Here is a 22,249-nt window from a genome sequence, read left to right on the forward strand (position 1 = left end):
TGACATCCATGTTCTGGGCAATGATTACAATAATCGCTGTAGTAGGGATATTAACAGACACGTATACGAAAAATAAAAATATAGAGCTAAAGCGTCTCGATAAAGAAATCAAACTTGAAAAACTTAGACTCGAAACTTACGATAAAGAAACAGCGAAGATGCAGCTTGAATTGGAACAGACAAAGCAATTACTGCTTGAAACACAATTAACAGATCGATCAGAAAAGTAAAATAATCATTAGAGGAGCGTAATGAAACGTATGGAAGATATTATTATTATATGTATTATTTTCGGGTCAGGGGCTTTGATTGCATTAACCGCAATACTGACAGCACATAAACGATCGAGTATGAAACTGCAAATTAGAATGTTGGAGAAAGAGGCCGAACTTGAACAGATTCGTTTGCAGAGCTACCATTCTGAAACGGAAAAGATGAAGCTGGAACTTGAACAATCGAAACAACTTTTGCTGGAAAGACACATTGATTAACGTTTATGGGCGAAATCTGTTTCGAGTTCTGAAATTTTCAGCTATAATAGGCATACGTTAGATGAGGGGAAAGATGAATAATGTCAGATTATGTACAATTTATTGATGGCATTAAGCGCAAAACGGGCATTGATTTAGCCCTTTATAAAGAAGCGCAAATGAAACGTCGGTTAACATCATTATATGAAAAAAAGGGATATCGGGACTTTGTTGATTTTTATAATGCATTGATAAAAGACCGTGAACTGATGAATGAATTTTTGGATCGCATGACAATAAACGTTTCAGAGTTTTACCGGAACGGAAAACGGTGGGAAGTATTACAAAATAAAATTTTCCCTTTACTGCTGCAATCTAACAAACGTCTGAAAATATGGAGCGCTGCTTGTTCAACTGGAGAAGAGCCGTATAGTTTGGCGATGGTGTTGTCCCACCACTTACCGTTATCCCAAGTGAATATACTGGCAACGGATTTGGATGAAAATGTTATCCAAAAAGCGAAGTTGGGTCTTTACCCGGAACGGTCTCTTGCAGAAGTGCCAAAACCTGTTCAGTCAAAGTATTTTACCCAAGAAGGTCCGTTTTACAAAGTGAAAGATGAGATTAAGCGTACGGTTAATTTTAAGAAACATAATTTACTAAATGATCCTTATGAATCGAATTTTGATTTGATTGTTTGCCGGAATGTAATGATTTATTTCACTGAAGAAGCGAAAGATCAGATCTATGCAAACTTCAGTAAAGCATTGTGTCCAGGTGGCATTTTATTTGTTGGGTCAACAGAGCAGATATTTAATCCTGCAAAATATGATTTTGAAGTTGAAGATACATTTTTTTACCGTAAAAAATAATAGTACAATAATAGATGCTCTGTCGAACGTAGAAGCTTAAGTTGAGATATACTTTAAAAAGCTATATATGAATGCGCTTTTCGGATAATAGAGCGAAAAGCGTATTTTTGTTTCTTTCTGCTGATAAATGTGGCGTTTTTTAGTTGGAACGTTCAGAATATTCTAAAATAGCTTGTTTAATAGCGGAAACAGTACTGTTATTTAATTTGAAATATGTTATAGTGAAAAATACATACTTTAGCGAGTTGAAGGGAGAAAGTGTTTAATGCGTTATTTAACAGCAGGTGAGTCACACGGACCACAATTAACAACAATTATCGAGGGGTTGCCTTCATTACTTCCAGTAACAGCAGAAAAAATAAATTATGATTTAAAACGTCGTCAAGGTGGTCACGGTCGTGGTCGTCGCATGCAAATTGAGACAGATACAGTGGAAATTGTATCAGGAGTCCGTCACGGGCAAACATTAGGCTCACCAGTCGCATTAGTCGTAACAAATGATGACTGGAAACACTGGACAAAAATTATGGGTGCGGCCGAGTTGCCGGAAGATATCGATCCATCTGAAATTAAACGTCAAATTTCACGTCCGCGTCCAGGTCACGCTGATCTAGTCGGAGGAATGAAATACGGTCACCGTGATCTACGGAATGTACTGGAGCGTTCAAGTGCACGTGAAACGACAGTACGTGTTGCAGTTGGTTCTGTGGCGAAAGCGTTGTTAAACGAGCTTGGGATTTCGATTGTTTCTCATGTTACGGAAATTGTAGGTATTAAAGCAGACAGCAGTTTATTAGAAGGAAAAACAGCAGATGAAATCCGTGCAATTATTGAAAATGACCCATGTTACTGTATCGATCCGGAAGCTTCGGCAAAAATGGTTACAGCTATTGATGAAGCGAAGAAGGCTGGGGATTCAATCGGCGGTGTTGTAGAAGTCATTGTAGAAGGCTTACCTGCTGGAATCGGTTCTTATGTACATTATGATCGTAAGTTGGATGCAAAGCTGGCATCAGCAATGCTTAGTATTAATGCATTTAAAGGTGTCGAGTTTGGGATCGGTTTTGAAATGGCACGCAAAAAAGGATCGGAAGTACACGATGAAATTTTATGGGATGAAGAAAAAGGCTATACGCGAGCAACAAATCGTTTAGGTGGTTTGGAAGGTGGAATGACGACAGGAATGCCGATTGTCGTACGTGGTGTGATGAAGCCAATTCCAACATTATATAAACCGTTGCAAAGTGTGGACATTGAAACGAAAGAGCCGTTTAAAGCAAGTGTCGAGCGTTCTGACAGCTGTGCAGTACCTGCAGCATCAATCGTTGCGGAACATGTTATTGCCTGGGAAATCGCAAATGCAATTGTTGAGCAGTTCCATAGTGACCAATTACCACAATTAAAGGCGCAGTTGGATGAAATGCGTCAGTACACGAAGGAGTATTAATATGGAGATTCCGGTAAAAACTCCTTCACACTCATATGCTGTAACGATTGGGAAAGGGATATTACGTGAAGCTTTAACAGCACAACATGACTTGTTTACTAAAGCCGATAAAATCATCGTATTGACAGACGAAAATGTTTGGACAGCACAGCAAAGCTATTTTGAAGCGAATTTCCCTTATATATTCGAAGTACATGTCATGCCTGCAGGGGAAAAGTGTAAAAGCTTTGAAAACTACAATGAGGTCCAAACATATTTACTTAAGCAAAAGTGTACTAGAAAATCACTCATTATTGCGTTCGGCGGTGGTGCAGTCGGTGATTTGGCCGGTTTTGTTGCAGCCACTTATATGCGGGGTATTCCGTTTATCCAAGTGCCGACAACAATTTTGGCGCATGATTCAGCTGTTGGCGGAAAGACAGCCATCAATCATGAATTAGGGAAAAATATGATCGGTGCATTTTACCAGCCGGAAGCCGTAATTTTCGATATAACATTCTTACATAGCCTATCCGAAAAAGAAGTGCGCTCAGGGATGGCAGAAGTAATTAAGCATGCTCTGATTTCCGATGCACAATGGGTAGAAGAGCTGCTGGAAGGTGATCATGTTACGGAACTTCCGGAAAATCTATTGGCGAATTATTTGGCGCATGGCATTCAAGTGAAAGCGACTATTGTTGAGCAGGATGAAACAGAACAGTCTGTCAGAAAGTATCTTAACTTAGGCCATACATACGGACATGCAATTGAAGCAGCTGCAGGCTATGGACGTGTCGCCCATGGAGAAGCTGTCATGATCGGCCTTATTTTTTCACTTTTATTAAGTGAGAAATTCGGAAAAGTAAATCATCAATTTACAAAGCGCTTTTTACATTTTGCTATGGAAAATGGCTATCCGTTTGAAGCTGTTCGGGAATTTACTTTTGAACAACTGACTGAATATTTACTGAAAGATAAAAAAGCAGACTACGGTCAATTGCAGTTCGTACTGCTTGAAACGATCGGACAGCCATTTGTCCAAAAAGTTGAACTTGAACAATGCAGAGAAATTGATCGTCAACTAAGAGCATTATTAGCGGAGGTGTAGCAATGATTCGTGGAATTCGCGGCGCAATTACGATTGTGGAAGATAAAGCTGAGTATGTATGGGGAGAAACGGCAAGACTTGTGAAAGAAGTTGCTAAACAAAATAAGATTGAACCGGAAGATATTGCCTCTGTGACAATTTCTACAACACCGGATATTCATTCTGCCTTTCCTGCCAAATCGGTACGGACGATGCCAGGATGGCAGTATGTGCCGATAATGTGTATGCATGAAATGGATGTGCCGGGTGCATTGCCATTATGTATTCGAGTATTACTACATGTAAATACGGATACGCCGCAAAAAGAAATCCATCATGTATATTTAGAAGATGCGGTAAAGTTAAGACCAGATTTAGTGAAATAATTGCAAGTTAGAGGAGACGTTGAAGATGAAGTGGAAACAACAGTTATTTGGAATGAAAGCTTACCAACCGGGTAAACCAATCGAGGAAGTAAAGAAGCTTTTCGGTTTAGATGAAGTCGTGAAGCTTGCTTCAAATGAAAATCCCTTTGGCAGCTCACCAAAAGTAAAACAATTTTTACAAAAAGATGAATCCAATCATGCAATTTATCCAGATGGCTATGCACAAAGCTTACGTACATCGTTGGCGAATTTTTATGGTGTTGCAGAAAATGAACTTATTTTAGGGAATGGATCAGATGACTTAATCGCAATCATTACCCGGGCATTACTTTATCCGGGTGTGAATACAGTCATGGCAGACCTGTCATTTTCTCAATACTGGCATAATGCTGAGATTGAAGGAGCAGAAGTGCGTAAAGTACCATTGAAAAACGGTGTCCATGATTTAGAAGCAATGCTAGAAGCAATTGATGAGAAAACTTCAGTTGTTTGGGTATGTAATCCGAACAATCCGACAGGTACAATCGTATCGGATGACACATTAAGTGCCTTCTTGGCAAAAGTGCCTAAGGATGTTTTTGTAGTATTGGATGAAGCATATGTGGAATACATTAACGATGCCTCTTATAAAGATACATTGCATTATTTCCGTGACTACCCGAACTTAATTTTACTGCGCACATTCTCAAAAGCGTATGGATTGGCATCTTTCCGTGTCGGTTACGGGATTGCGCAGGCTGATATTATTGCGAAGCTTGATCCTGTGCGTGCGCCGTTCAACAATACGATCCTAAGTCAGCAAGTTGCGCAAATCGCTCTTCAGGACCAGGAATACATTGCCAGCTGCCGTGAAGCAAATGAAATCGGCAAAAAGCAGTTTGTAGAGTTCTGCAAGCAGCACGGATTAAATTATTTCCCTTCTCAAACAAACTTTGTGATGTTTGAAGTGAAGGCTCCAAGTAATGTAGTTTTTGAAGAAATGATGAAGCGCGGATTTATTATCCGAAGCGGTGCGGCACTAGGATTGGAAGGGTATATTCGGGTGACAATCGGTACGGAAGCTCAAAATGCGAGATTTTTACAATTGCTTGGAGAAGTCTTAAATGAGCAAGGAGTACTTGCATGACACGAAATGTCTTCGTAATCGGACTAGGGTTAATTGGTGGATCTGTAGCGATGGCTCTGCAGAAGGCACCACATACAAAAGTGTTCGGCTATGATGCTCATGAACAAACGCGACAATTAGCAGACACATTACAGGTCGTTCATGAAGTAGTTAAAAATCCTGCAGAGTTTGCAAAAGAAGCAGACGTAATTATATTCGGTACACCGGTAAATATCACACTCGATTTTATGGACCAGTTAAAGTCATGGGAATTAAAACGCAATGTTATTATTACAGATACAGGCAGTACGAAAGCAAAAATAATGGAAAAAGCATTAGAGCTGAGACAAATGGGCATTACATTTATCGGGGGGCACCCAATGGCAGGTTCCCATAAAAGCGGTATTACAGCAGCGAAGCCGTATTTACTGGAAAATGCCTACTATATGCTGACTCCTCATGAAGGAGAAGAACTTGAAAAGCTTGCGGCACTGGACGACCTGCTAAAATTTACGCTCGGTAAAATGGTCGTTGTCGATGCAAAGGTACATGATCATATGACGGCTGTTGTCAGCCATTTCCCTCATATTATCGCAGCATCTTTAGTACATCAGCTAAATAGTGAAAAAAAGACGTATCCGATGACCTCTTCGTTAGCTGCCGGGGGTTTCCGTGATATTACACGTATTGCTTCCTCGAACCCTGCTTTATGGCGTGACATTACAATGCAAAACAAGCAGGAACTAGTCGATCAGCTTGATAATTGGCTTACAGAAATGCAGCGGGTACGCAATTTATTAGCTGAAGGTGATGCGAAAGCAATCGAAAATTACTTCAGTGAAGCGCGTGATGTCCGGGACAGCTTGCCGGTTGCAAACGGTGCCTTATATATGCCGTATGATTTATATGTCGATATCCCGGATTATCCAGGGGTCATTTCAGAAGTGACAGGCTTATTGGCAGAAAATAATATTAGTATTACAAATATTCGTATCGTTGAAACACGTGTCGATGTTTTCGGTATTTTAGTCATTAGTTTCCAGACAAACGAAGATCGGGAACGTGCTGCACAATGCATTGAGCACAAGGCGAAGTTCGATACTTATATTTCTTAAAGGGGGGTTCATATGAGTACAACATTACAATACAGTCAACCGTCATTACGGGGAGATATTACAGTACCAGGTGATAAATCTGTCTCGCATCGGTCGGTTATGTTCGGCTCCATTGCAGAAGGAAAAACGACTGTCAGCGGCTTCTTATTAGGAGAAGATTGTCTGCGTACAATTGACTGCTTCCAAAAGCTTGGGGTAGACATTGAAGTGAACGGGACAGATGTAACGATAAACAGTCCAGGAATCGACGGTTGGACAGAACCGAAAGAAGTGCTTTACACAGGAAATTCCGGTACGACAACGCGTTTAATGTTAGGCCTGTTATCCGGCACGAAATTACATACGATCATGACAGGTGACGCATCGATTGGTAAGCGCCCAATGCGCCGTGTTGCAGATCCATTGCGCTTAATGGGTGCGCAAATAGCCGGACGCGACAATGGTCAGTATACGCCACTTGCCATTCAGGGTGGACCGTTAAAAGCAATTGACTACAAAATGCCTGTTGCAAGTGCCCAAGTGAAATCAGCTATTTTACTTGCCGGTATCCGTGCAGAAGGTACAACGGTTGTCCGTGAGGAAGAGACTTCACGTGACCATACAGAACGTATGCTGCGACAATTCGGTGCAACAGTAACAGTTGAAGATGGTGTCGTATCACTGCAGGGCGGCCAAACACTGACGGGGACACATGTAAATGTGCCTGGCGATATTTCCTCGGCAGCATTTTTCCTTGTTGCTGGTGCCATTGCGAAAAACAGCAAAATTGTTCTGAAAAACGTGGGTGTCAATGAGACGCGTGACGGCATTTTGGAAGTGCTTCAAAAGATGGGTGCGAAAATGACGGTTGCTATCGATGATGAGAATGCGGCAGAACCAACTGCTACAATCACGATAGAAACTTCCGATCTAAAAGGAACGACAGTGGAAGGGGCTATTATTCCACGCTTAATCGATGAAATTCCAATTATTGCGCTGCTTGCCACACAAGCAGCCGGTAAAACGATTATTAAAGACGCGGAAGAACTTAAAGTGAAAGAAACAAACCGTATTGATGCCGTTGTCAATGAGTTAAAGAAGCTGGGAGCAAATATTGAAGCAACAGATGACGGTATGGTAATCGAAGGCCCAACACCTTTACATGGCGGAAGTTTAAGAACATATGGTGATCATCGAATTGGCATGATGGGTGCAATCGCTGCCCTTATTGCGGACGGAGAAGTGGAATTGGATGATGCGGACTGTATCGCTGTGTCCTACCCAACTTTTTTTGATCATATCAATAATATTTTAAAATAATGATTTGCGGAGATGTAAAAAGAACTCACTTTTTACATCTCCTTTTCACTTTGCCAAGATGAATTTTATAAAACAACCAGATTCTTTTTCTTGTGATGCATTGCTTCGTCATGTAGCATAATATTGAGAACAAAAGAAAAAGGTGAACTACACATGGAACTATTACTACAAGCGATTCAAGAAGGAAATTTAGAGGAGATTAACCGACTTCTTGAATCTTTTTTAATGGATGCTGAACCCGCAGCACAATATGAAGTAGCTGAAGCACTTATGCATTACGGATTTTTAAATGAAGCAGACCGCGTATTTGAGCATTTGCAATTTTTATTTCCTGAGGAAGCGCAAATTTCAATCGACCGAGCAAGTGTGCTAATTGAGCTAGGTGAAGAGGATAATGCCCTTGATTTATTAATGGGAATTGCCGATGATGCACCAGAATATCCTCAAGCATTGTTAGTATTGGCGGACTATTATCAGATGCAGGGATTATTTGAAGTGGCGGAACAACGAATTAATGATGCGCTGCAGATTTTACCCCATGAACCTTTACTGCAATTTGCCAAAGCGGAATTATTATTTGAAACAGGACGTTTTACTGAGGCTGTTCGAATTTATGAGGAGCTTTATGCAATCGATAAAAAGTTTGCCGGTATAATTTTAGCCCAACGTCTTGCGGAAGTTTACCGTGCAGGTGCAGGTTATGAAACGGCCCTCGATTATTATATGGAAGCACTTGAAGAAGAAGTTACAGCAGATTTACTGTTTGGCTCGGCCTATGCAGCCTTCCAGACGGAAAAATATGAGCTTGCTATAAAACAATTGGAAGATTTAAAAGAGTTGGACCCTGACTATTTCGCTGCTTATTTACTGCTGGCGGAAAGTTATGCAATGCTCGAGGATAATGAGCGTGCTTTAAAAGTGATTAAAGAAGGTCTTAAACGAGATGAATACGATAAATCCCTCTATTTATTTGCGGGGAAAATGGCGATAAAAAATGGCAAACAACAAGAAGCGGTAGAGTTTTTAAGTGAGGCTATTGCCTTGGATCCAGAATATATGGAAGCAATTTTAGTATTAATGTCTGTTTACAATACGGAACAACGTTATGAAGAAATTATTTCACTATATGAACAGTTGCATCAAAATGAGTTCGAATGGGTCGCTTTATATCCATTTGTGGCCAATGCTTATAATGAAGAAGAACTGTTCGAAAAAGCATACGAAATTTATAAAGAGGCATATAATGAATTTAACGATGATGTTGAATTTTTAGAGAAGTACTTCCTGTTTTTAGTTGAGGACGGCAAGCGTGATGAAGCAAAACAAATTGCAGAGCGACTTGTCCAATTACAGCCTTCTGAACAGCAATGGACTGATTTATTAGAACGCTTTGAGTAAAGGGAGGATTGCATGTTGACATATTCCGTACCACTGAATGACAAAAAGTTGTTTATCAGGTGGTTTTTGAAAAATTTCCAGTTAAAAAGACGTGAAGGTGTATGGATTTTAAATTACTTACTAAGTAATGATGACTTGTTGAAAAACGTTCACTTTGTTGATGAAGCACATTATTGCCCGCGTTCCATTGTTATGTCGACAATTGAGACGACGAGCATCCCATTCCGATTTTATAAAGAAAATATTATGACATCCGATGCTGAAAAAGCATTCCATGATTTACGTATTAATGCTCATGAAGCAATTTATTTTCAGTTGAATTTTCCTAGTGTACCGCCTGATCCTCTGTATTTGGCGGTACTGGAGGAGAATCCTTATGTACCTGCTGATATCTTTATCAGTGAAAAAGACCGTCTAGCAGCAGAGCGTTTGCTGGAAAATAGTGTTCTAGAGTTCCAGGAACAGCAATTATTGAAAGAAATTGATGAAGCGCTGGATTCGGGAAATAAAGAGCGTTTTTTCGAGTTATCTAATTTATTGCAGGCATTAAAGCATACGAAGTAATTTTGAACTTTATAAAAAAAATTACTTCTTTCCTATTTTCAGAAGTTTTATATGTACTAGGAGGAAAGAATATGAACTTTATTGTAAAAGATGTAGAGCAATTTCAGGCACAAAAGCAGTTTATAGATACGGCGATTGTCCCGCTCGTACATTTGGATTTTTCGGATCAAGGAATGAAGCAGAGCAGTTCTGCTTCAGAATATTTAATGACGTTGACGAATTTCATAGAACAGCAGTTTAAAGGTCGTCTTTTATTATTCCCCCCCTTTTCATATACGATGGGATCTAAGTCAGATACAATGCCAGCTACATTGGAAAAAGAACTGAAGGAAGCAGGTTTTAAAGCAGTGGTCTTTATTACCTGTGACCATTCATGGACTGAATATAAAGAATATTTAAATATTATTTGGCTTCCCGCTATCCCGCTTGAGTCCATGGATCAAGCCGTTAAGCAGCGAATTTTGGAAGATCAGTTAAAACAAGTCATCCCAACTTTTACGAAAATATGGATTTAACGAGCAATTATCTGCAACATTTGTTTCATTAAATGTTCACAAACTACACTTTTGGAAATGAATGCTATATTGACCAACTTATTCAGTTGATATATCATAGATATGTCCTAGTTATTTACTATTTTAAAAAGTATATGTCCGTTGGACTGACCTTTTAGTAAGAGGGGGGAAAAGGATGAGTAGGAATCGAGTTACAAGACGTCAATTTTTAACTTATACAATTACTGGTGTAGGTGGATTTATGGCGGCAGGAATGTTAATGCCAATGGTACGTTTTGCTATTGACCCAATTCTTCAGTCAAAAGAAGATGGAGATTTTGTACAAACAAGCAAAAAAATTGCCGAAATTACAGAAGTTCCAGTTAAAGTGGACTTCTCGTATGAACAGACGGATGGTTGGTACAAATCAGAAGTAGCAGATGCTGCTTGGGTTTACAAAGAAGGTGACGAAATCATCGCAATCTCACCTGTATGTAAGCATTTAGGGTGTACTGTAAACTGGGAAGGTAATCCAGAACACGCAAATCAGTTCTTCTGTGCATGTCATGCGGGACGTTATGAAAAAACAGGTGTAAACGTCAAAGGTACACCACCTCTTGGACCACTGGATATGTATGAAGTGTCAGAAAATGATGGTTTCTTAATGCTTGGGAAAAAAATCGCTAACACACACAGTAAATAAATAAGTTAGGGGGTACGACACAGTGCTAAATAAAATTTATGATTGGGTCGATGAACGTTTAGATATTACTCCTATTTGGCGTGATATTGCCGACCATGAAGTGCCAGAGCACGTTAACCCTGCCCATCACTTTTCAGCATTCGTTTACTGTTTCGGGGGATTAACATTCTTTATTACAGTAATTCAAATTCTATCAGGTATGTTCTTAACGATGTATTATGTACCAGATGTAGAGAATGCTTGGAAATCAGTTTACTATTTACAAAACGAAGTAGCATTCGGTGAAATCGTTCGTGGTATGCACCATTGGGGGGCATCTTTAGTAATTGTCATGATGTTCTTACATACACTTCGTGTATTTTTCACAGGTTCATATAAAAAACCGCGTGAATTAAACTGGTTAGTTGGTGTAGGTATCTTTGCCATTATGTTAGGTTTAGGTTTCACAGGTTATTTATTACCATGGGATATGAAAGCATTATTCGCAACTAAAGTAGGTATCGAAATTGCTGCATCTGTTCCGTTTTTAGGTGAAACGATAAAAATATTATTAGCTGGGGATTCCACGATTATCGGGGCGCAAACATTAACTCGTTTCTTTGCAATTCATGTATTCTTCTTACCAGCAGCGTTATTTGCTTTATTGGCAGTTCACTTTATTATGATCCGCCGCCAAGGTATTTCAGGACCTCTATGATCCGAAACTAATTGTACTATTTTTTAAGGAGGGGACACTATGCAACGCGGAAAAGGTATGAAGTTCGTAGGTGATTCACGTGTAAAAGCGAATAACCGTATGCCGAACGTGCCAAAAGATTATTCCGAGTATCCGGGGAAAACAGAAGCTTTCTGGCCTGACTTCTTATTAAAAGAATGGATGGTTGGTGCAGTTTTCTTAATCGGTTATTTATTATTAACTGTCGCACATCCTTCACCACTTGAAGGTCCGGCAGATCCAACAAATGCATCGTATATACCGTTACCAGACTGGTACTTCCTATCAATGTACCAACTATTAAAATACTCTTATGCATCTGGTCCATATAACGTAATTGGCGCGATGGTCATTCCAGGTATTGCATTTGGTTCATTAGCATTGATACCATTTTTAGATAGAACACCTGAACGTCGACCATTTAAACGACCATTACCGACAGCATTTATGTTGTTGGCAATAGCAGCACTTATTTATACAACATGGGAATCTGTTCAGGCTACTAACTGGGAAGCAGTTCATGCTCAAGGTGAAATTACGGATAAACATTTAGGCTTGCTTCCGGATGTTGAAGTAGATGAAACGTCCGAAGGTTATGAAATCTATCAGGCCCAAGCTTCATGTATTGGGTGTCATGGTGGAGACCTGGCAGGAGTATCCGGCCCAATGCTTCTCGGCAATGAGTTAACAGCTGAAGAAGTTCAAGAAGTAATTGTGAACGGACGTGGCGGTATGCCTGCCGGAGCATTTACAGGTACAGACGAAGAACTTCAAGTTTTAGCTGAATTTATCGCAGGATTAAAAGAAGCTGAATAATTTTTACACTGGAGAGTCAGAATATTGACTCTCTTTTTAATTTTCATTTAGTTGCAATGTTATAGTGAGCGCTTGCGTATCAATTGAGAACATATATAATTAAAGACGTACAATATTTAGTTTAGTTGCACAGAATACATAATACGGAATGATAAAGAATGAAGGAGAAAAAGGTGAACAAATGAAAGCATATATGATGCAATTATGGTACGTGTTAAACCATCGTGCCTTTTTAACCTTACTGCTTATTATTAACTTGCTTGGTACGATTTACGGCTATTACTGGTACCGAGGGCAGTTGGCAGTAACAGAACCGATTTACTATATATTCGTACCGGATTCGCCCACCGCAAGCTTATTTTTCTGTTTTGCCATTATTGGTTGGCTGATCGGCAGAAATTTTAAATTAATCGAAGTTCTTGCCTTTATCACGTTAATTAAATATGGATTATGGGCAGTTGCGATGAATCTTCTAACATTTGCGGAGAATGGACAGTTGGGAATGGATGGTTGGATGCTCGTGGCCTCACATTTTTTGATGGCTGTACAGGCTGTTCTTTATTTACCGAATTATCGATTTAAAATGTGGCACGTGATGGTTGCGGCCATTTGGACATTGCATAACGATATAATCGATTATTTATTTGGGCAAATGCCATTTTACCGAGTCATTTATCAGTATCCGAGCGAGATTGGGTACTTCACTTTTTGGCTTTCTGTGGCCTGCATAATCTTTGCTTTTCTCGAAAGTCGTAAGCGTGAATATTTGCAACAAGACTAGAAAGCCTTTAAAATTAAACAATAGAAAGAGATAGAAAGGGAGTTCGATAATGGGATTGTATATCATTTATTTTATCATCATTTTGCTGTTACCGTTGTATGCGCAAATGAAGGTAAAGAGTACGTACAAAAAATTTGCTCAAGTTTCAGCTGAAAAAGGGATGACAGGTGCTCAAGTAGCACGTTATATTTTAGATCAACATGGTTTAACAGATGTTCGTGTAGTTCCGACTCAAGGCTATTTAGCTGACCACTATAATCCTGCAACTAAAACGGTTGCCTTGTCTGAAGACAACTACTATAATTCTTCAATCGCCGGTACAGCTGTAGCGGCGCACGAAGTCGGTCATGCAATGCAACATGCGGAGGCTTATTCGTTTTTAACATTACGTTCGAAATTAGTGCCAGTAGCTAATATTTCATCGAATATGTCTTGGATTTTTGTAATGATCGGTATTTTTGCTTCATCTTCAGGTTTCCTGTTACTGGGTATTGCTTTATTATTAGCAGGTGTTGTATTCCAAGTTGTAACATTACCGGTTGAGTTCGATGCATCAAAACGTGCGATGAATGAAGTTGTTTCTTTAGGTATTATTAACAATACTGAAGAACGCTCAGCACGCAAAGTTTTAAATGCAGCGGCAATGACATACGTTGCAGCAGCAGCTGTAGCAGTAATGGAGCTATTACGTTTAATCCTGATTTACACTGGTATGACTTCGGAAGATTAATCATTAACGTAAAAAAGTTGGAAAAAAAGAAAAAAGTCATTTTCTCATTAGGGAAAATGACTTTTTCTTTTGATAATTATTTAAACATTAACCTAAGTATGTCCACTTAAATCAATGGACTTTATAAGAAAGGCCTAATGGATAGGCTGCTTTTTATCATCCAGTGTGAAGCCTTCTCCTGTTACATCGCGAACATCCATGACGGAAACAAATGCATGTGGATCAACGCCGTGGACGATGTTTTTTAACCGGACGAGTTCGTTTCGGCCGATGACACAGTACAGAACATCGCGATGCTCTTTTGTAAAATGCCCATGTCCGTCAAAAACAGTTACGCCGCGGTCCATGTTATTTGTAATTAAGTTTGCGATTTCATCAGACTTAACAGAAATAATAAACGCGCCTTTTGCTGAATAGGCACCTTCCTGCACTAAATCGATGACACGACCGCCTACATAAACAGCTACTAATGTATACATCATCGAGCGGGCATCCAAAAACGTCATCCAGGAAAGGATTATGACAAAGAAATCAAAGCCGAACATCGTTTTACCCATACTCCAACCAAGATATTTATTTGCCAAACGGGCTAAAATATCGACCCCGCCAGTTGTCCCTCCGAATCGGAACACAATCCCTAAACCGATTCCGACAAATACCCCTGCAAACAACGATACAAGGAATAAATCATCCTGCAAGTTCATATCGACTTCGTAAATTTGAAAGATTTTTAAGAATACTGATACGCTAAGTGTACCGATGATCGTATAGATAAATGATTTTTTCCCTAGTAAACGCCAGCCTAGAATAAACATTGGAATATTTAATAGTAAATTCATTAATGCTGGGTCCCAATTTAGTGTAAAATATAAAATAAGTGTAATACCACTAAATCCACCTTCACCCAGTTGGTTTTGCATATTAAAGTGGACAAAACCGAAACTGAATATTGCGGATCCTATCAGAATTCCGATGATATTCTGTATTTTTATTCCTTGCATAGTAAACCTCCTAAAATCGGTTGAGTAAGAATATATGTGTTGGAGCAGAAAAAAGGTTACATTGTTTATTATGTTTGATTTTGTCGCATTTGACAACAATATGGATAAACGGTTGAATGACGCAACATATTACTCAAAATAAATAAACAAGGATAAAGCAACTAAAAGTAAAAAGGAGTTATTTTAGTATGACAATTAGAGTAGCAATTGCCGGTGCACGAGGCAAAATGGGTACAGAAGCAGTACATACAATCATGAATAATGACGGGATGGAACTTGTGTCAGCACTCGACTATAAAGAGGTCGGTACATCGCTGGGCCTACTTGAAGAGTTTCCGAATCATTATGAAGTTCCGATTTATACAAATTTTGTTGAGCTTGTGCGTGAGACAAAGCCGGATGTGCTTTTGGATTTAACAAATCCGCTTTGTGTTTATGAACGAACAAAACAGGCACTACTACATAATATACGTCCAGTTGTAGGGACGACAGGTTTTACCGAAGAACAACTTGAAGAACTGCAGCAAATGGCAACCGAAAGACAATTAGGCTGTATTATTGCGCCAAACTTCGCGATTGGTGCAATATTAATGATGAAATTTGCCAAAGATGCCGCAAAATATTTCCCGGATGTGGAAATTATCGAAATGCATCATGATCAAAAGCTTGATGCGCCATCTGGTACCGGCATTAAAACAGCGCAAATGATCAGTGAAGTACGAAAGGCGAAAAAGCAAGGGCATCCGGATGAAAAAGAAACACATACTGGTGCAAGAGGCGCAAACTATGACGGAATGCACATCCATTCAGTAAGACTTCCAGGTTTAGTAGCGCACCAGCAAGTACTGTTTGGCAGCACAGGTGAATTATTAACGATTCGTCATGATTCTTTAAATCGCGGAAGCTTTATGAGCGGTGTTACATTTAGTATTGAAGAGGTAATGAAAACCAATACATTAATCTATGGATTAGAGAACATCATTTAGAAATGAGTTGATAATAATGAAAATTGCATTAATAGCACATGATCGGAAAAAGGATAATTTAATTCAGTTTGCGATTGCTTATCGCGGTATTTTGAAAGAGCATGATCTATATGCGACCGGCACTACGGGTACAATGATTGAAGCCGAAACAGCACTTCCGATTACGAAGTTTCGCTCAGGTCCACTTGGGGGAGATCAGCAAATTGGTGCGATGATCGCCAATAATGATATGGATATGGTATTTTTCTTCCGAGATCCATTGACAGCGCAGCCGCATGAACCGGATGTTATGGCGTTAGTGCGGTTATGCGACTTGTATCATATACCGCTTGCGACAAATATGGGGACAGCGGAAATTTTATTAAAAGGGCTTCAGGAAGGTTTTGTTGACTGGCGTATTTTAGAAGAGCGCAGAAAATAAAGAGCCAGTCAATTTTACTTTATAAATGTGTTAAATCATTTTGAAGAAAGTTAAAATCGTATTGTTGAAAGGATGGGGAGCCGAATGAAGAAATTAAAAATTGGTATTACATGTTACCCGACAGTGGGAGGCTCGGGTGTAATTGCAACAGAGCTAGGTAAAATGTTGGCAGAACGAGGACATGAAATTCACTTTATTACATCAAGTGTGCCATTTCGACTTAATAAAATTTATTCAAACGTCTTTTTCCACGAGGTTGAAGTGAATAATTATTCGGTATTTCAATACCCACCATACGATATTGCATTAGCAAGTAAAATGGCTGATGTTATAAAAGAGGAAAAACTCGATTTATTACATGTTCATTATGCGATTCCTCATGCGGTTTGTGCGGTATTGGCCCGTCATATGAGCGGCGAGAACTTTGGTATTGTCACAACACTTCACGGAACAGATATTTCTGTTTTGGGAGAAGATTCTACGCTGGCGCAGGCGATCAAGTATGGAATTGATTGTTCGGATGCAGTGACGACTGTTTCGGAATCGTTAAAACAGCAGACGTATGCTTTAATCGATACGAAAAAACCGATTGAGACAATTTATAACTTCGTTGATGAGGATGTATTTAAGCCAGTGGACCCTGGCAATCTAAAAGAGCAATTTGGTATTTTGCCGCATGAAAAAGTAATTATCCATGTGTCGAATTTCCGTAAAATAAAAAATCTGCCGGATGTAGTCGAGTCATTTCTGAAGATTCGTGAGCGTATTCCGGCGAAATTATTATTAGTCGGGGATGGCCCGGAAAAGCATCGTGTCACAGATATGGTTAAAGATTCACCTTATACGGATGATGTTTTGTTTTTAGGTAAGCAGGAAAACATTACAGAACTTTTTGCAATCAGTGATTTAAAGTTATTGCTTTCAGAAAAAGAATCGTTCGGGCTCGTATTATTGGAAGCGATGGCATGCGGTGTACCAGGTATCGGTACTGCAATCGGAGGGATTCCTGAAGTGATCAATGATGGTGTGAACGGCTACTTGGTGCCACTTGGTGATACCCAGGCTGTCGCGGATTATGCGGTCGAACTGCTGCAGGATGAAGAAAAACATCAAGCTTTCAAAGAAGCCGCACTACAATCAGTACGCGAACAGTTCCATCAAACAAAAATGGTTGAACAATATGAACGGATATATGAAAGTGTGGTTGAAAAAAAGAATGATTCCGCAACAATGGCAAGCGGCAAAGGAAGTCATTAAAAAGATTGAACATGCCGGCTTTGAAGCTTTTATTGTAGGTGGAGCGGTACGTGATTATTATTTGAAAAAGGAAAATAATGATGTCGATATCGCAACGAGTGCAATGCCTGAAGAAATTCAAACGATCTTTTCACAAACAATTGATGTTGGAATCGCTCACGGAACGGTCATTGTACTGGACTGTGGAGAGCCAATCGAAGTGACAACTTACCGGACAGAGTCTACTTACAGTGATCATCGTCGTCCGGATACTGTCGAATTTGTTCGTAATTTACAAGAAGATTTAAAACGCCGGGATTTTACAATGAATGCGATGGCACTTAGCCAATCGGGAGAGTACATCGATTATTACAATGGCCGCCAACATATCGATAGCAAAGTTATTTGTGCGGTAGGTGAGCCGGATCAGCGTTTTGAAGAAGATGCTCTCCGAATGCTGCGTGCTGTCCGATTTGCTGCACAGCTTCACTTCTCAATCGAGGAAAATACATTCGAAGCAATCCGGAAAAAAGCAGCTTCAATTGAGTATGTTGCAATCGAGCGCATTCAAGTTGAACTTTCAAAGATTTTTATATCTGCTCATGCGTCATTCGGCATTGATTACATGGAAAAAACGACATTGGGCGATTACTTGCATGGCAATTTTACTGCTTCTAATTGGACACATTATTATTCGGAAGATCGCCAAGTTGGGTGGGCATATTTTTGTTTAGTAAACGGCAGCGATTTATCGTTGCTTACGAAGTATCGCTGTTCAAATAAGGATAAGCTTTTCGTAAAAACAGTTTTGGCTGCTTATGAAAGCTTACGCAATGGGATGAGCCTTGTTGATTTGTTAAGCTACGATACAATCGTTCTTAAAACGTCCTTCCAGTTTACTATTTGGCAAAATTGTAAACTTGAATTGAGCTATGAAGAATTAGTGGCCCGAAAAAATGGATTGCCAATTCAGCATGTAAATGAGCTTGCGATTACAGGAAAAGACTTGTTGGACTGGTCCTCAAAAAAGCGCGGCAGTTGGATTAAACAGACATTAAATGCAGCAGTAGAAGCGGTCTTAAATGAGGAAGTACAAAATGATAAACAACAATTAAAGGAATGGTTTTATGCATTTCACGATGAAGGATGAAATTTTGAAACGGTTTTTGACTGCGGAAGGAGAACCGATTTCCGGCCAAGTGTTGGCGGATGAGCTAAATGTGTCTCGAACAGCTATATGGAAACATATGCAAACATTGAAGCAGGAAGGCTATGAATTTGAAACAGTAAAAAAACGCGGGTATAAACTTCTATCTGTACCGGATAAAGTGGATATGGGACAATTGCAGCAATTTTTGACGACGGAACGTTATGGCCGCCAAGTACATTATTATGAAACGGTTGAGTCGACACAGCTTGTTGCGCATGAACTTATCCGAGCTGGTGCACCGGATGGCACGGTTGTCATCGCTGAGCATCAAACAGCAGGGCGAGGGCGGATGATGCGTGAATGGGAATCAACAGAAGGGCAAGGGATTTGGATGACGGTCATCATTCGTCCGGATGTTGCACCGCACCAAGCCCCTCAATTTACCCTAGTCACTGCTGTAGCCATTGTTGAAGCGATGAAATCCAGTTTTAAAAATTTCACTCCTGAAATCAAATGGCCGAATGATATTTTAATTAACGGCAAAAAAACAACGGGAATTTTGACTGAAATGGTAGCTGAGGCTGATCGTATCCAGGCATTGTTAATTGGTATAGGCATCAATGTCAACCAGAAGATAGATGATTTTCCTGAACAGTTACAAACGATTGCTACTTCGATTGCGATTGAAGAAGGAGAACCGATTGAACGTGTACATTTCGTCGCCAATGTGCTTGAATCTTTGGAGAAATACAGTGATGAATACGTGAAAAATGGCTTCGGTCAAATAAAACAGCTATGGGAACAGTCTTCGGGGACAATCGGAAAGCGTGTAAAAGCAACAACACTGCGGGAAGTCGTTGAAGGGGAAGCTGTCAGTATCACTGAGAGCGGTGTCCTGGAAATTCGTCAAGCGAACGGGGAAATTAAAGGCATTTACTCTGCGGATATTGAACTTTTACCGTAAAAGCTTAGTAGAAATATTTTTTACATTAATTATTTATTCTGTACGTTTTCTTCCAAACTTGTTATAGTAGCTTTAGGACAGTATCTTAATAGAACTGTACCTGCCACTGCTAGTCAACATTTAAAAAATCTGCTTTGATCTACACAAGACAGAGACGGAAGAAAACGCGCATAAATGAATTCATTTTATACTTGTCGTTGGATTATTTCCATTTTAAGTATGGAATGTATTGAATTTACGTATGGTACTACCCTTCTGTCTAATTTTAGATAGAAGGGTATTTTTGTTTTCTTTCCACTTAAGGAGGAAGAACATGAAAACAACAGCACAGTTTTTAAAAATGAAAGAGCAAGGCGAGAAAATTGTCATGATTACCGCTTATGATTATCCGGCAGCGAAATTTTCAGAAGCGGCAGGTGTTGATATGATTCTTGTCGGGGATTCCCTCGGGATGGTCGTATTGGGCTATGAATCCACAATGCGTGTGACAGTAGAAGATATGATCCACCATAGTAAAGCGGTTCGCCGTGGTGCACCGGATACCTTTATCGTAGTCGATATGCCTTTCGGTTCTTATCACGGAGATATCAATGAAACATTGAAAACAGCTGTGAAAATGATGCAGGAAACGAATGCGAATGCCCTCAAAGTTGAAGGTGCAGATGAAATCGTACCTGTTATTAAGAAATTTACGAATGCCGGTATCCCGGTAGTTGCACATTTAGGCTTACTACCACAATCGGCAGGTGTACTTGGCGGTTATAAAGTGCAAGGCAAAACAGCTGAGCAAGCAGAAAAGTTAATAAAGGATGCTTTACTCGTTGAACAAGCAGGCGCATGTGCCGTCGTACTTGAATGTATTCCGCATCAGTTGACGGAAGCTGTATCGCAAAAATTAACGATTCCGACGATTGGCATCGGTGCAGGTGTAAAAGCGGATGGCCAAGTACTTGTATTCCATGATTTATTGCAATATGGAAAACATCACATACCAAAATTTGTTGAAGCATTTGCACGAGTAGGTGATGAGGTGGAGAAGGGGATTACAAGTTATACAAACGCAGTAAAATCAGGTGCTTTCCCGACATTACAACAAAGTTTCACAATGAAAGAAACGGAGCTAATCGAGCTATACGGAGGCGTAAAATAATGAATGTATTAACAACAATTGCCCAGCTGCGTGAAGTAGTTAAAACGGCAAAATACAACCGGCAGTCAATTGGTCTTGTTCCGACAATGGGCTATTTACATGAAGGGCATCTAACATTGGCAGCACATGCACGCAGCGAAAATGAGCTTGTCATCATGAGCATATTCGTCAATCCAACACAATTTGGTCCAAATGAAGATTTTGAATCATATCCAAGAGATTTCCCGCGTGATACAGAACTGGCAAAATCGGCAGGGGTAGATTATATATTTGCACCCTCTGTAGAGGAAATGTATCCGCACGATGGAGGAATCACTATTCGAGCAGGACGTCAGGCACATATTTTATGCGGGGCGACCCGACCGGGTCATTTTGACGGAGTTTTGCAAGTTGTAGCGAAGCTCTTTAATTTAATGCAGCCGGACCGTGCTTATTTCGGACAAAAGGATGCCCAGCAAGTGGCAATCATTCAAACAATGGTGCGCGATTACAATTTTCCGGTAACGATCCGTGTTGTTCCGGTTATACGTGAAGAGGATGGTTTAGCCAAATCAAGCCGCAATATTTATTTGTCTGCTGAAGAGCGTTCACAGGCACCTGCAATACAGCAGGGGCTCCAACTGGCAAAAAGGGAACTGTTGGAATCCGGAAGTGTGGAATCCGCCATTTCACTGGCTAAGAAAATAATACATGACAACACGGATGGCCACGTTGATTATTTGATGATATTATCCTACCCGGATTTACAGGAAGTCGATGATCAGACAGATCAAATCGTTGTTGCAGCTGCCGTTCATATTGGTGAAACACGTTTAATCGATAATTTAATTTTTTCGTTAAAAGGGGAAATAATCCATGTTTAGAATGATGATGAACAGTAAAATCCACCGTGCCCAAGTGACACAGGCCGATTTAAATTATGTTGGTTCCATTACAATTGATGAAGATATTTTGGATGCAGTTGGGATGCTGCCGAATGAAAAAGTCCATATTGTCAATAACAACAACGGTGCGCGCTTTGAGACATATATTATTGCCGGAGAACGTGGTTCAGGCGTTATATGCGTAAATGGAGCAGCGGCACGTCTTGTTCAAAAAGATGATATTGTCATCATCATTTCTTACGTGTATGTGGATAATAAAGAAGTTGCCGAACATACCCCAACTGTGGCCATTATGGGGGAAAGCAATACAATTAAAGAAATAATCGCATACGAACCGGAAGCAACAATTTTGTAAATGAACATATGAAAAGCTGTCGTGGATTATTCCTATATGACAGCTTTTTTTATATTACATTTTTGGTTTGAAAAGGATATTTTTGTAATTTTTATATTATCTCCCTGTAATCTTTTTGAAATATAAAATGTGTAGACTTGG

General features: G+C 39.8%; 26 protein-coding genes. 25 read left to right on the top strand and 1 reads right to left on the bottom strand.

Annotated elements, in window-relative coordinates:
* Positions 1-8 precede the first annotated feature (8 nt).
* The 17 genes from MHB58_RS06615 to MHB58_RS06695 all read left to right on the top strand — a co-directional run bounded on the left by MHB58_RS06615 (position 9) and on the right by MHB58_RS06695 (position 13,961).
* Positions 9-230, top strand: coding sequence for a hypothetical protein (locus MHB58_RS06615; protein WP_014824306.1), 222 nt, complete (start codon positions 9-11; stop codon positions 228-230).
* Between the two features lie 21 nt (positions 231-251).
* Entirely contained in the window at positions 252-491 is a 240-nt protein-coding gene (locus tag MHB58_RS06620) for a hypothetical protein (protein ID WP_008404912.1), read from the top strand.
* Between the two features lie 80 nt (positions 492-571).
* A complete protein-coding gene (locus tag MHB58_RS06625; protein WP_340734881.1) occupies positions 572-1,342 on the top strand; it encodes a CheR family methyltransferase in 771 nt (256 codons plus the stop codon).
* A 265-nt stretch (positions 1,343-1,607) separates the two neighbouring features.
* A complete protein-coding gene (aroC, locus tag MHB58_RS06630; RefSeq protein ID WP_008404909.1) occupies positions 1,608-2,789 on the top strand; it encodes a chorismate synthase in 1,182 nt (393 codons plus the stop codon).
* 1 nt (position 2,790) lies between these two features.
* Positions 2,791-3,876 (top strand): 3-dehydroquinate synthase, encoded by a 1,086-nt coding sequence (aroB, locus tag MHB58_RS06635; RefSeq protein ID WP_014824304.1) that lies wholly within the window; start codon positions 2,791-2,793, stop codon positions 3,874-3,876.
* 2 nt (positions 3,877-3,878) lie between these two features.
* Complete coding sequence (gene aroH / locus MHB58_RS06640; RefSeq protein WP_008404905.1) at positions 3,879-4,241, top strand: chorismate mutase; 363 nt, start codon at positions 3,879-3,881, stop codon at positions 4,239-4,241.
* A 25-nt stretch (positions 4,242-4,266) separates the two neighbouring features.
* The gene (hisC, locus tag MHB58_RS06645; protein WP_008404904.1) at positions 4,267-5,367 is read left to right on the top strand and encodes a histidinol-phosphate transaminase; all 1,101 of its coding nucleotides are present in this window, start codon (positions 4,267-4,269) and stop codon (positions 5,365-5,367) included.
* Positions 5,364-6,461, top strand: a complete 1,098-nt coding sequence (locus tag MHB58_RS06650) for a prephenate dehydrogenase (protein ID WP_008404902.1) — start codon at positions 5,364-5,366, stop codon at positions 6,459-6,461. The genes hisC and MHB58_RS06650 overlap by 4 nt, the downstream gene beginning before the upstream one ends.
* Before the next feature lie 12 nt (positions 6,462-6,473).
* A complete protein-coding gene (aroA, locus tag MHB58_RS06655; RefSeq protein WP_014824303.1) occupies positions 6,474-7,760 on the top strand; it encodes a 3-phosphoshikimate 1-carboxyvinyltransferase in 1,287 nt (428 codons plus the stop codon).
* 153 nt (positions 7,761-7,913) lie between these two features.
* A complete protein-coding gene (locus tag MHB58_RS06660; RefSeq protein WP_008404898.1) occupies positions 7,914-9,158 on the top strand; it encodes a tetratricopeptide repeat protein in 1,245 nt (414 codons plus the stop codon).
* Positions 9,159-9,173: 15 nt separating this feature from the next.
* Positions 9,174-9,722 carry a ReoY family proteolytic degradation factor gene (locus tag MHB58_RS06665; RefSeq protein ID WP_014824302.1) on the top strand — a complete coding sequence of 183 codons (549 nt, stop codon included), beginning with the start codon at positions 9,174-9,176 and terminating at the stop codon, positions 9,720-9,722.
* A gap of 71 nt (positions 9,723-9,793) precedes the next feature.
* On the top strand, positions 9,794-10,237 hold the full coding sequence (locus MHB58_RS06670) for a YpiF family protein (RefSeq protein WP_008404894.1): 444 nt from the start codon (positions 9,794-9,796) through the stop codon (positions 10,235-10,237).
* Between the two features lie 175 nt (positions 10,238-10,412).
* Positions 10,413-10,919, top strand: coding sequence for a QcrA and Rieske domain-containing protein (locus MHB58_RS06675; RefSeq protein WP_008404893.1), 507 nt, complete (start codon positions 10,413-10,415; stop codon positions 10,917-10,919).
* A gap of 22 nt (positions 10,920-10,941) precedes the next feature.
* Entirely contained in the window at positions 10,942-11,616 is a 675-nt protein-coding gene (gene qcrB / locus MHB58_RS06680; protein WP_008404891.1) for a menaquinol-cytochrome c reductase cytochrome b subunit, read from the top strand.
* Between the two features lie 39 nt (positions 11,617-11,655).
* On the top strand, positions 11,656-12,450 hold the full coding sequence (locus MHB58_RS06685; protein ID WP_008404890.1) for a menaquinol-cytochrome c reductase cytochrome b/c subunit: 795 nt from the start codon (positions 11,656-11,658) through the stop codon (positions 12,448-12,450).
* A 181-nt stretch (positions 12,451-12,631) separates the two neighbouring features.
* Complete coding sequence (locus MHB58_RS06690) at positions 12,632-13,231, top strand: DUF1405 domain-containing protein (protein ID WP_041865769.1); 600 nt, start codon at positions 12,632-12,634, stop codon at positions 13,229-13,231.
* Between the two features lie 49 nt (positions 13,232-13,280).
* The gene (locus tag MHB58_RS06695; protein WP_008404887.1) at positions 13,281-13,961 is read left to right on the top strand and encodes a zinc metallopeptidase; all 681 of its coding nucleotides are present in this window, start codon (positions 13,281-13,283) and stop codon (positions 13,959-13,961) included.
* A 134-nt stretch (positions 13,962-14,095) separates the two neighbouring features.
* On the opposite strand, the gene MHB58_RS06700 is transcribed toward MHB58_RS06695, so the two are convergent.
* A complete protein-coding gene (locus tag MHB58_RS06700; protein WP_008404884.1) occupies positions 14,096-14,962 on the bottom strand; it encodes a YitT family protein in 867 nt (288 codons plus the stop codon).
* A 188-nt stretch (positions 14,963-15,150) separates the two neighbouring features.
* On the opposite strand from MHB58_RS06700, the gene dapB reads away from it, so the two are divergent.
* From dapB to panD, 8 genes are all read left to right on the top strand, one after another.
* Entirely contained in the window at positions 15,151-15,948 is a 798-nt protein-coding gene (gene dapB / locus MHB58_RS06705) for a 4-hydroxy-tetrahydrodipicolinate reductase (protein WP_014824301.1), read from the top strand.
* A 16-nt stretch (positions 15,949-15,964) separates the two neighbouring features.
* Positions 15,965-16,369 (top strand): methylglyoxal synthase, encoded by a 405-nt coding sequence (gene mgsA / locus MHB58_RS06710; protein WP_014824300.1) that lies wholly within the window; start codon positions 15,965-15,967, stop codon positions 16,367-16,369.
* Between the two features lie 84 nt (positions 16,370-16,453).
* On the top strand, positions 16,454-17,626 hold the full coding sequence (gene bshA / locus MHB58_RS06715) for an N-acetyl-alpha-D-glucosaminyl L-malate synthase BshA (protein ID WP_008404880.1): 1,173 nt from the start codon (positions 16,454-16,456) through the stop codon (positions 17,624-17,626).
* Positions 17,586-18,755, top strand: a complete 1,170-nt coding sequence (locus MHB58_RS06720) for a CCA tRNA nucleotidyltransferase (RefSeq protein WP_232504498.1) — start codon at positions 17,586-17,588, stop codon at positions 18,753-18,755. The genes bshA and MHB58_RS06720 overlap by 41 nt, the downstream gene beginning before the upstream one ends.
* The gene (locus MHB58_RS06725) at positions 18,733-19,719 is read left to right on the top strand and encodes a biotin--[acetyl-CoA-carboxylase] ligase (RefSeq protein ID WP_014824298.1); all 987 of its coding nucleotides are present in this window, start codon (positions 18,733-18,735) and stop codon (positions 19,717-19,719) included. The genes MHB58_RS06720 and MHB58_RS06725 overlap by 23 nt, the downstream gene beginning before the upstream one ends.
* A 313-nt stretch (positions 19,720-20,032) precedes the next feature.
* Entirely contained in the window at positions 20,033-20,869 is an 837-nt protein-coding gene (gene panB / locus MHB58_RS06730; RefSeq protein WP_014824297.1) for a 3-methyl-2-oxobutanoate hydroxymethyltransferase, read from the top strand.
* Positions 20,869-21,732 carry a pantoate--beta-alanine ligase gene (gene panC, locus MHB58_RS06735; protein WP_014824296.1) on the top strand — a complete coding sequence of 288 codons (864 nt, stop codon included), beginning with the start codon at positions 20,869-20,871 and terminating at the stop codon, positions 21,730-21,732. The genes panB and panC overlap by 1 nt, the downstream gene beginning before the upstream one ends.
* Entirely contained in the window at positions 21,725-22,108 is a 384-nt protein-coding gene (gene panD / locus MHB58_RS06740; protein WP_014824295.1) for an aspartate 1-decarboxylase, read from the top strand. The genes panC and panD overlap by 8 nt, the downstream gene beginning before the upstream one ends.
* Positions 22,109-22,249 lie beyond the last annotated feature (141 nt).

This window comes from Solibacillus sp. FSL K6-1554 (genome assembly GCF_038005185.1).
GTDB lineage: Bacteria > Bacillota > Bacilli > Bacillales_A > Planococcaceae > Solibacillus > Solibacillus silvestris.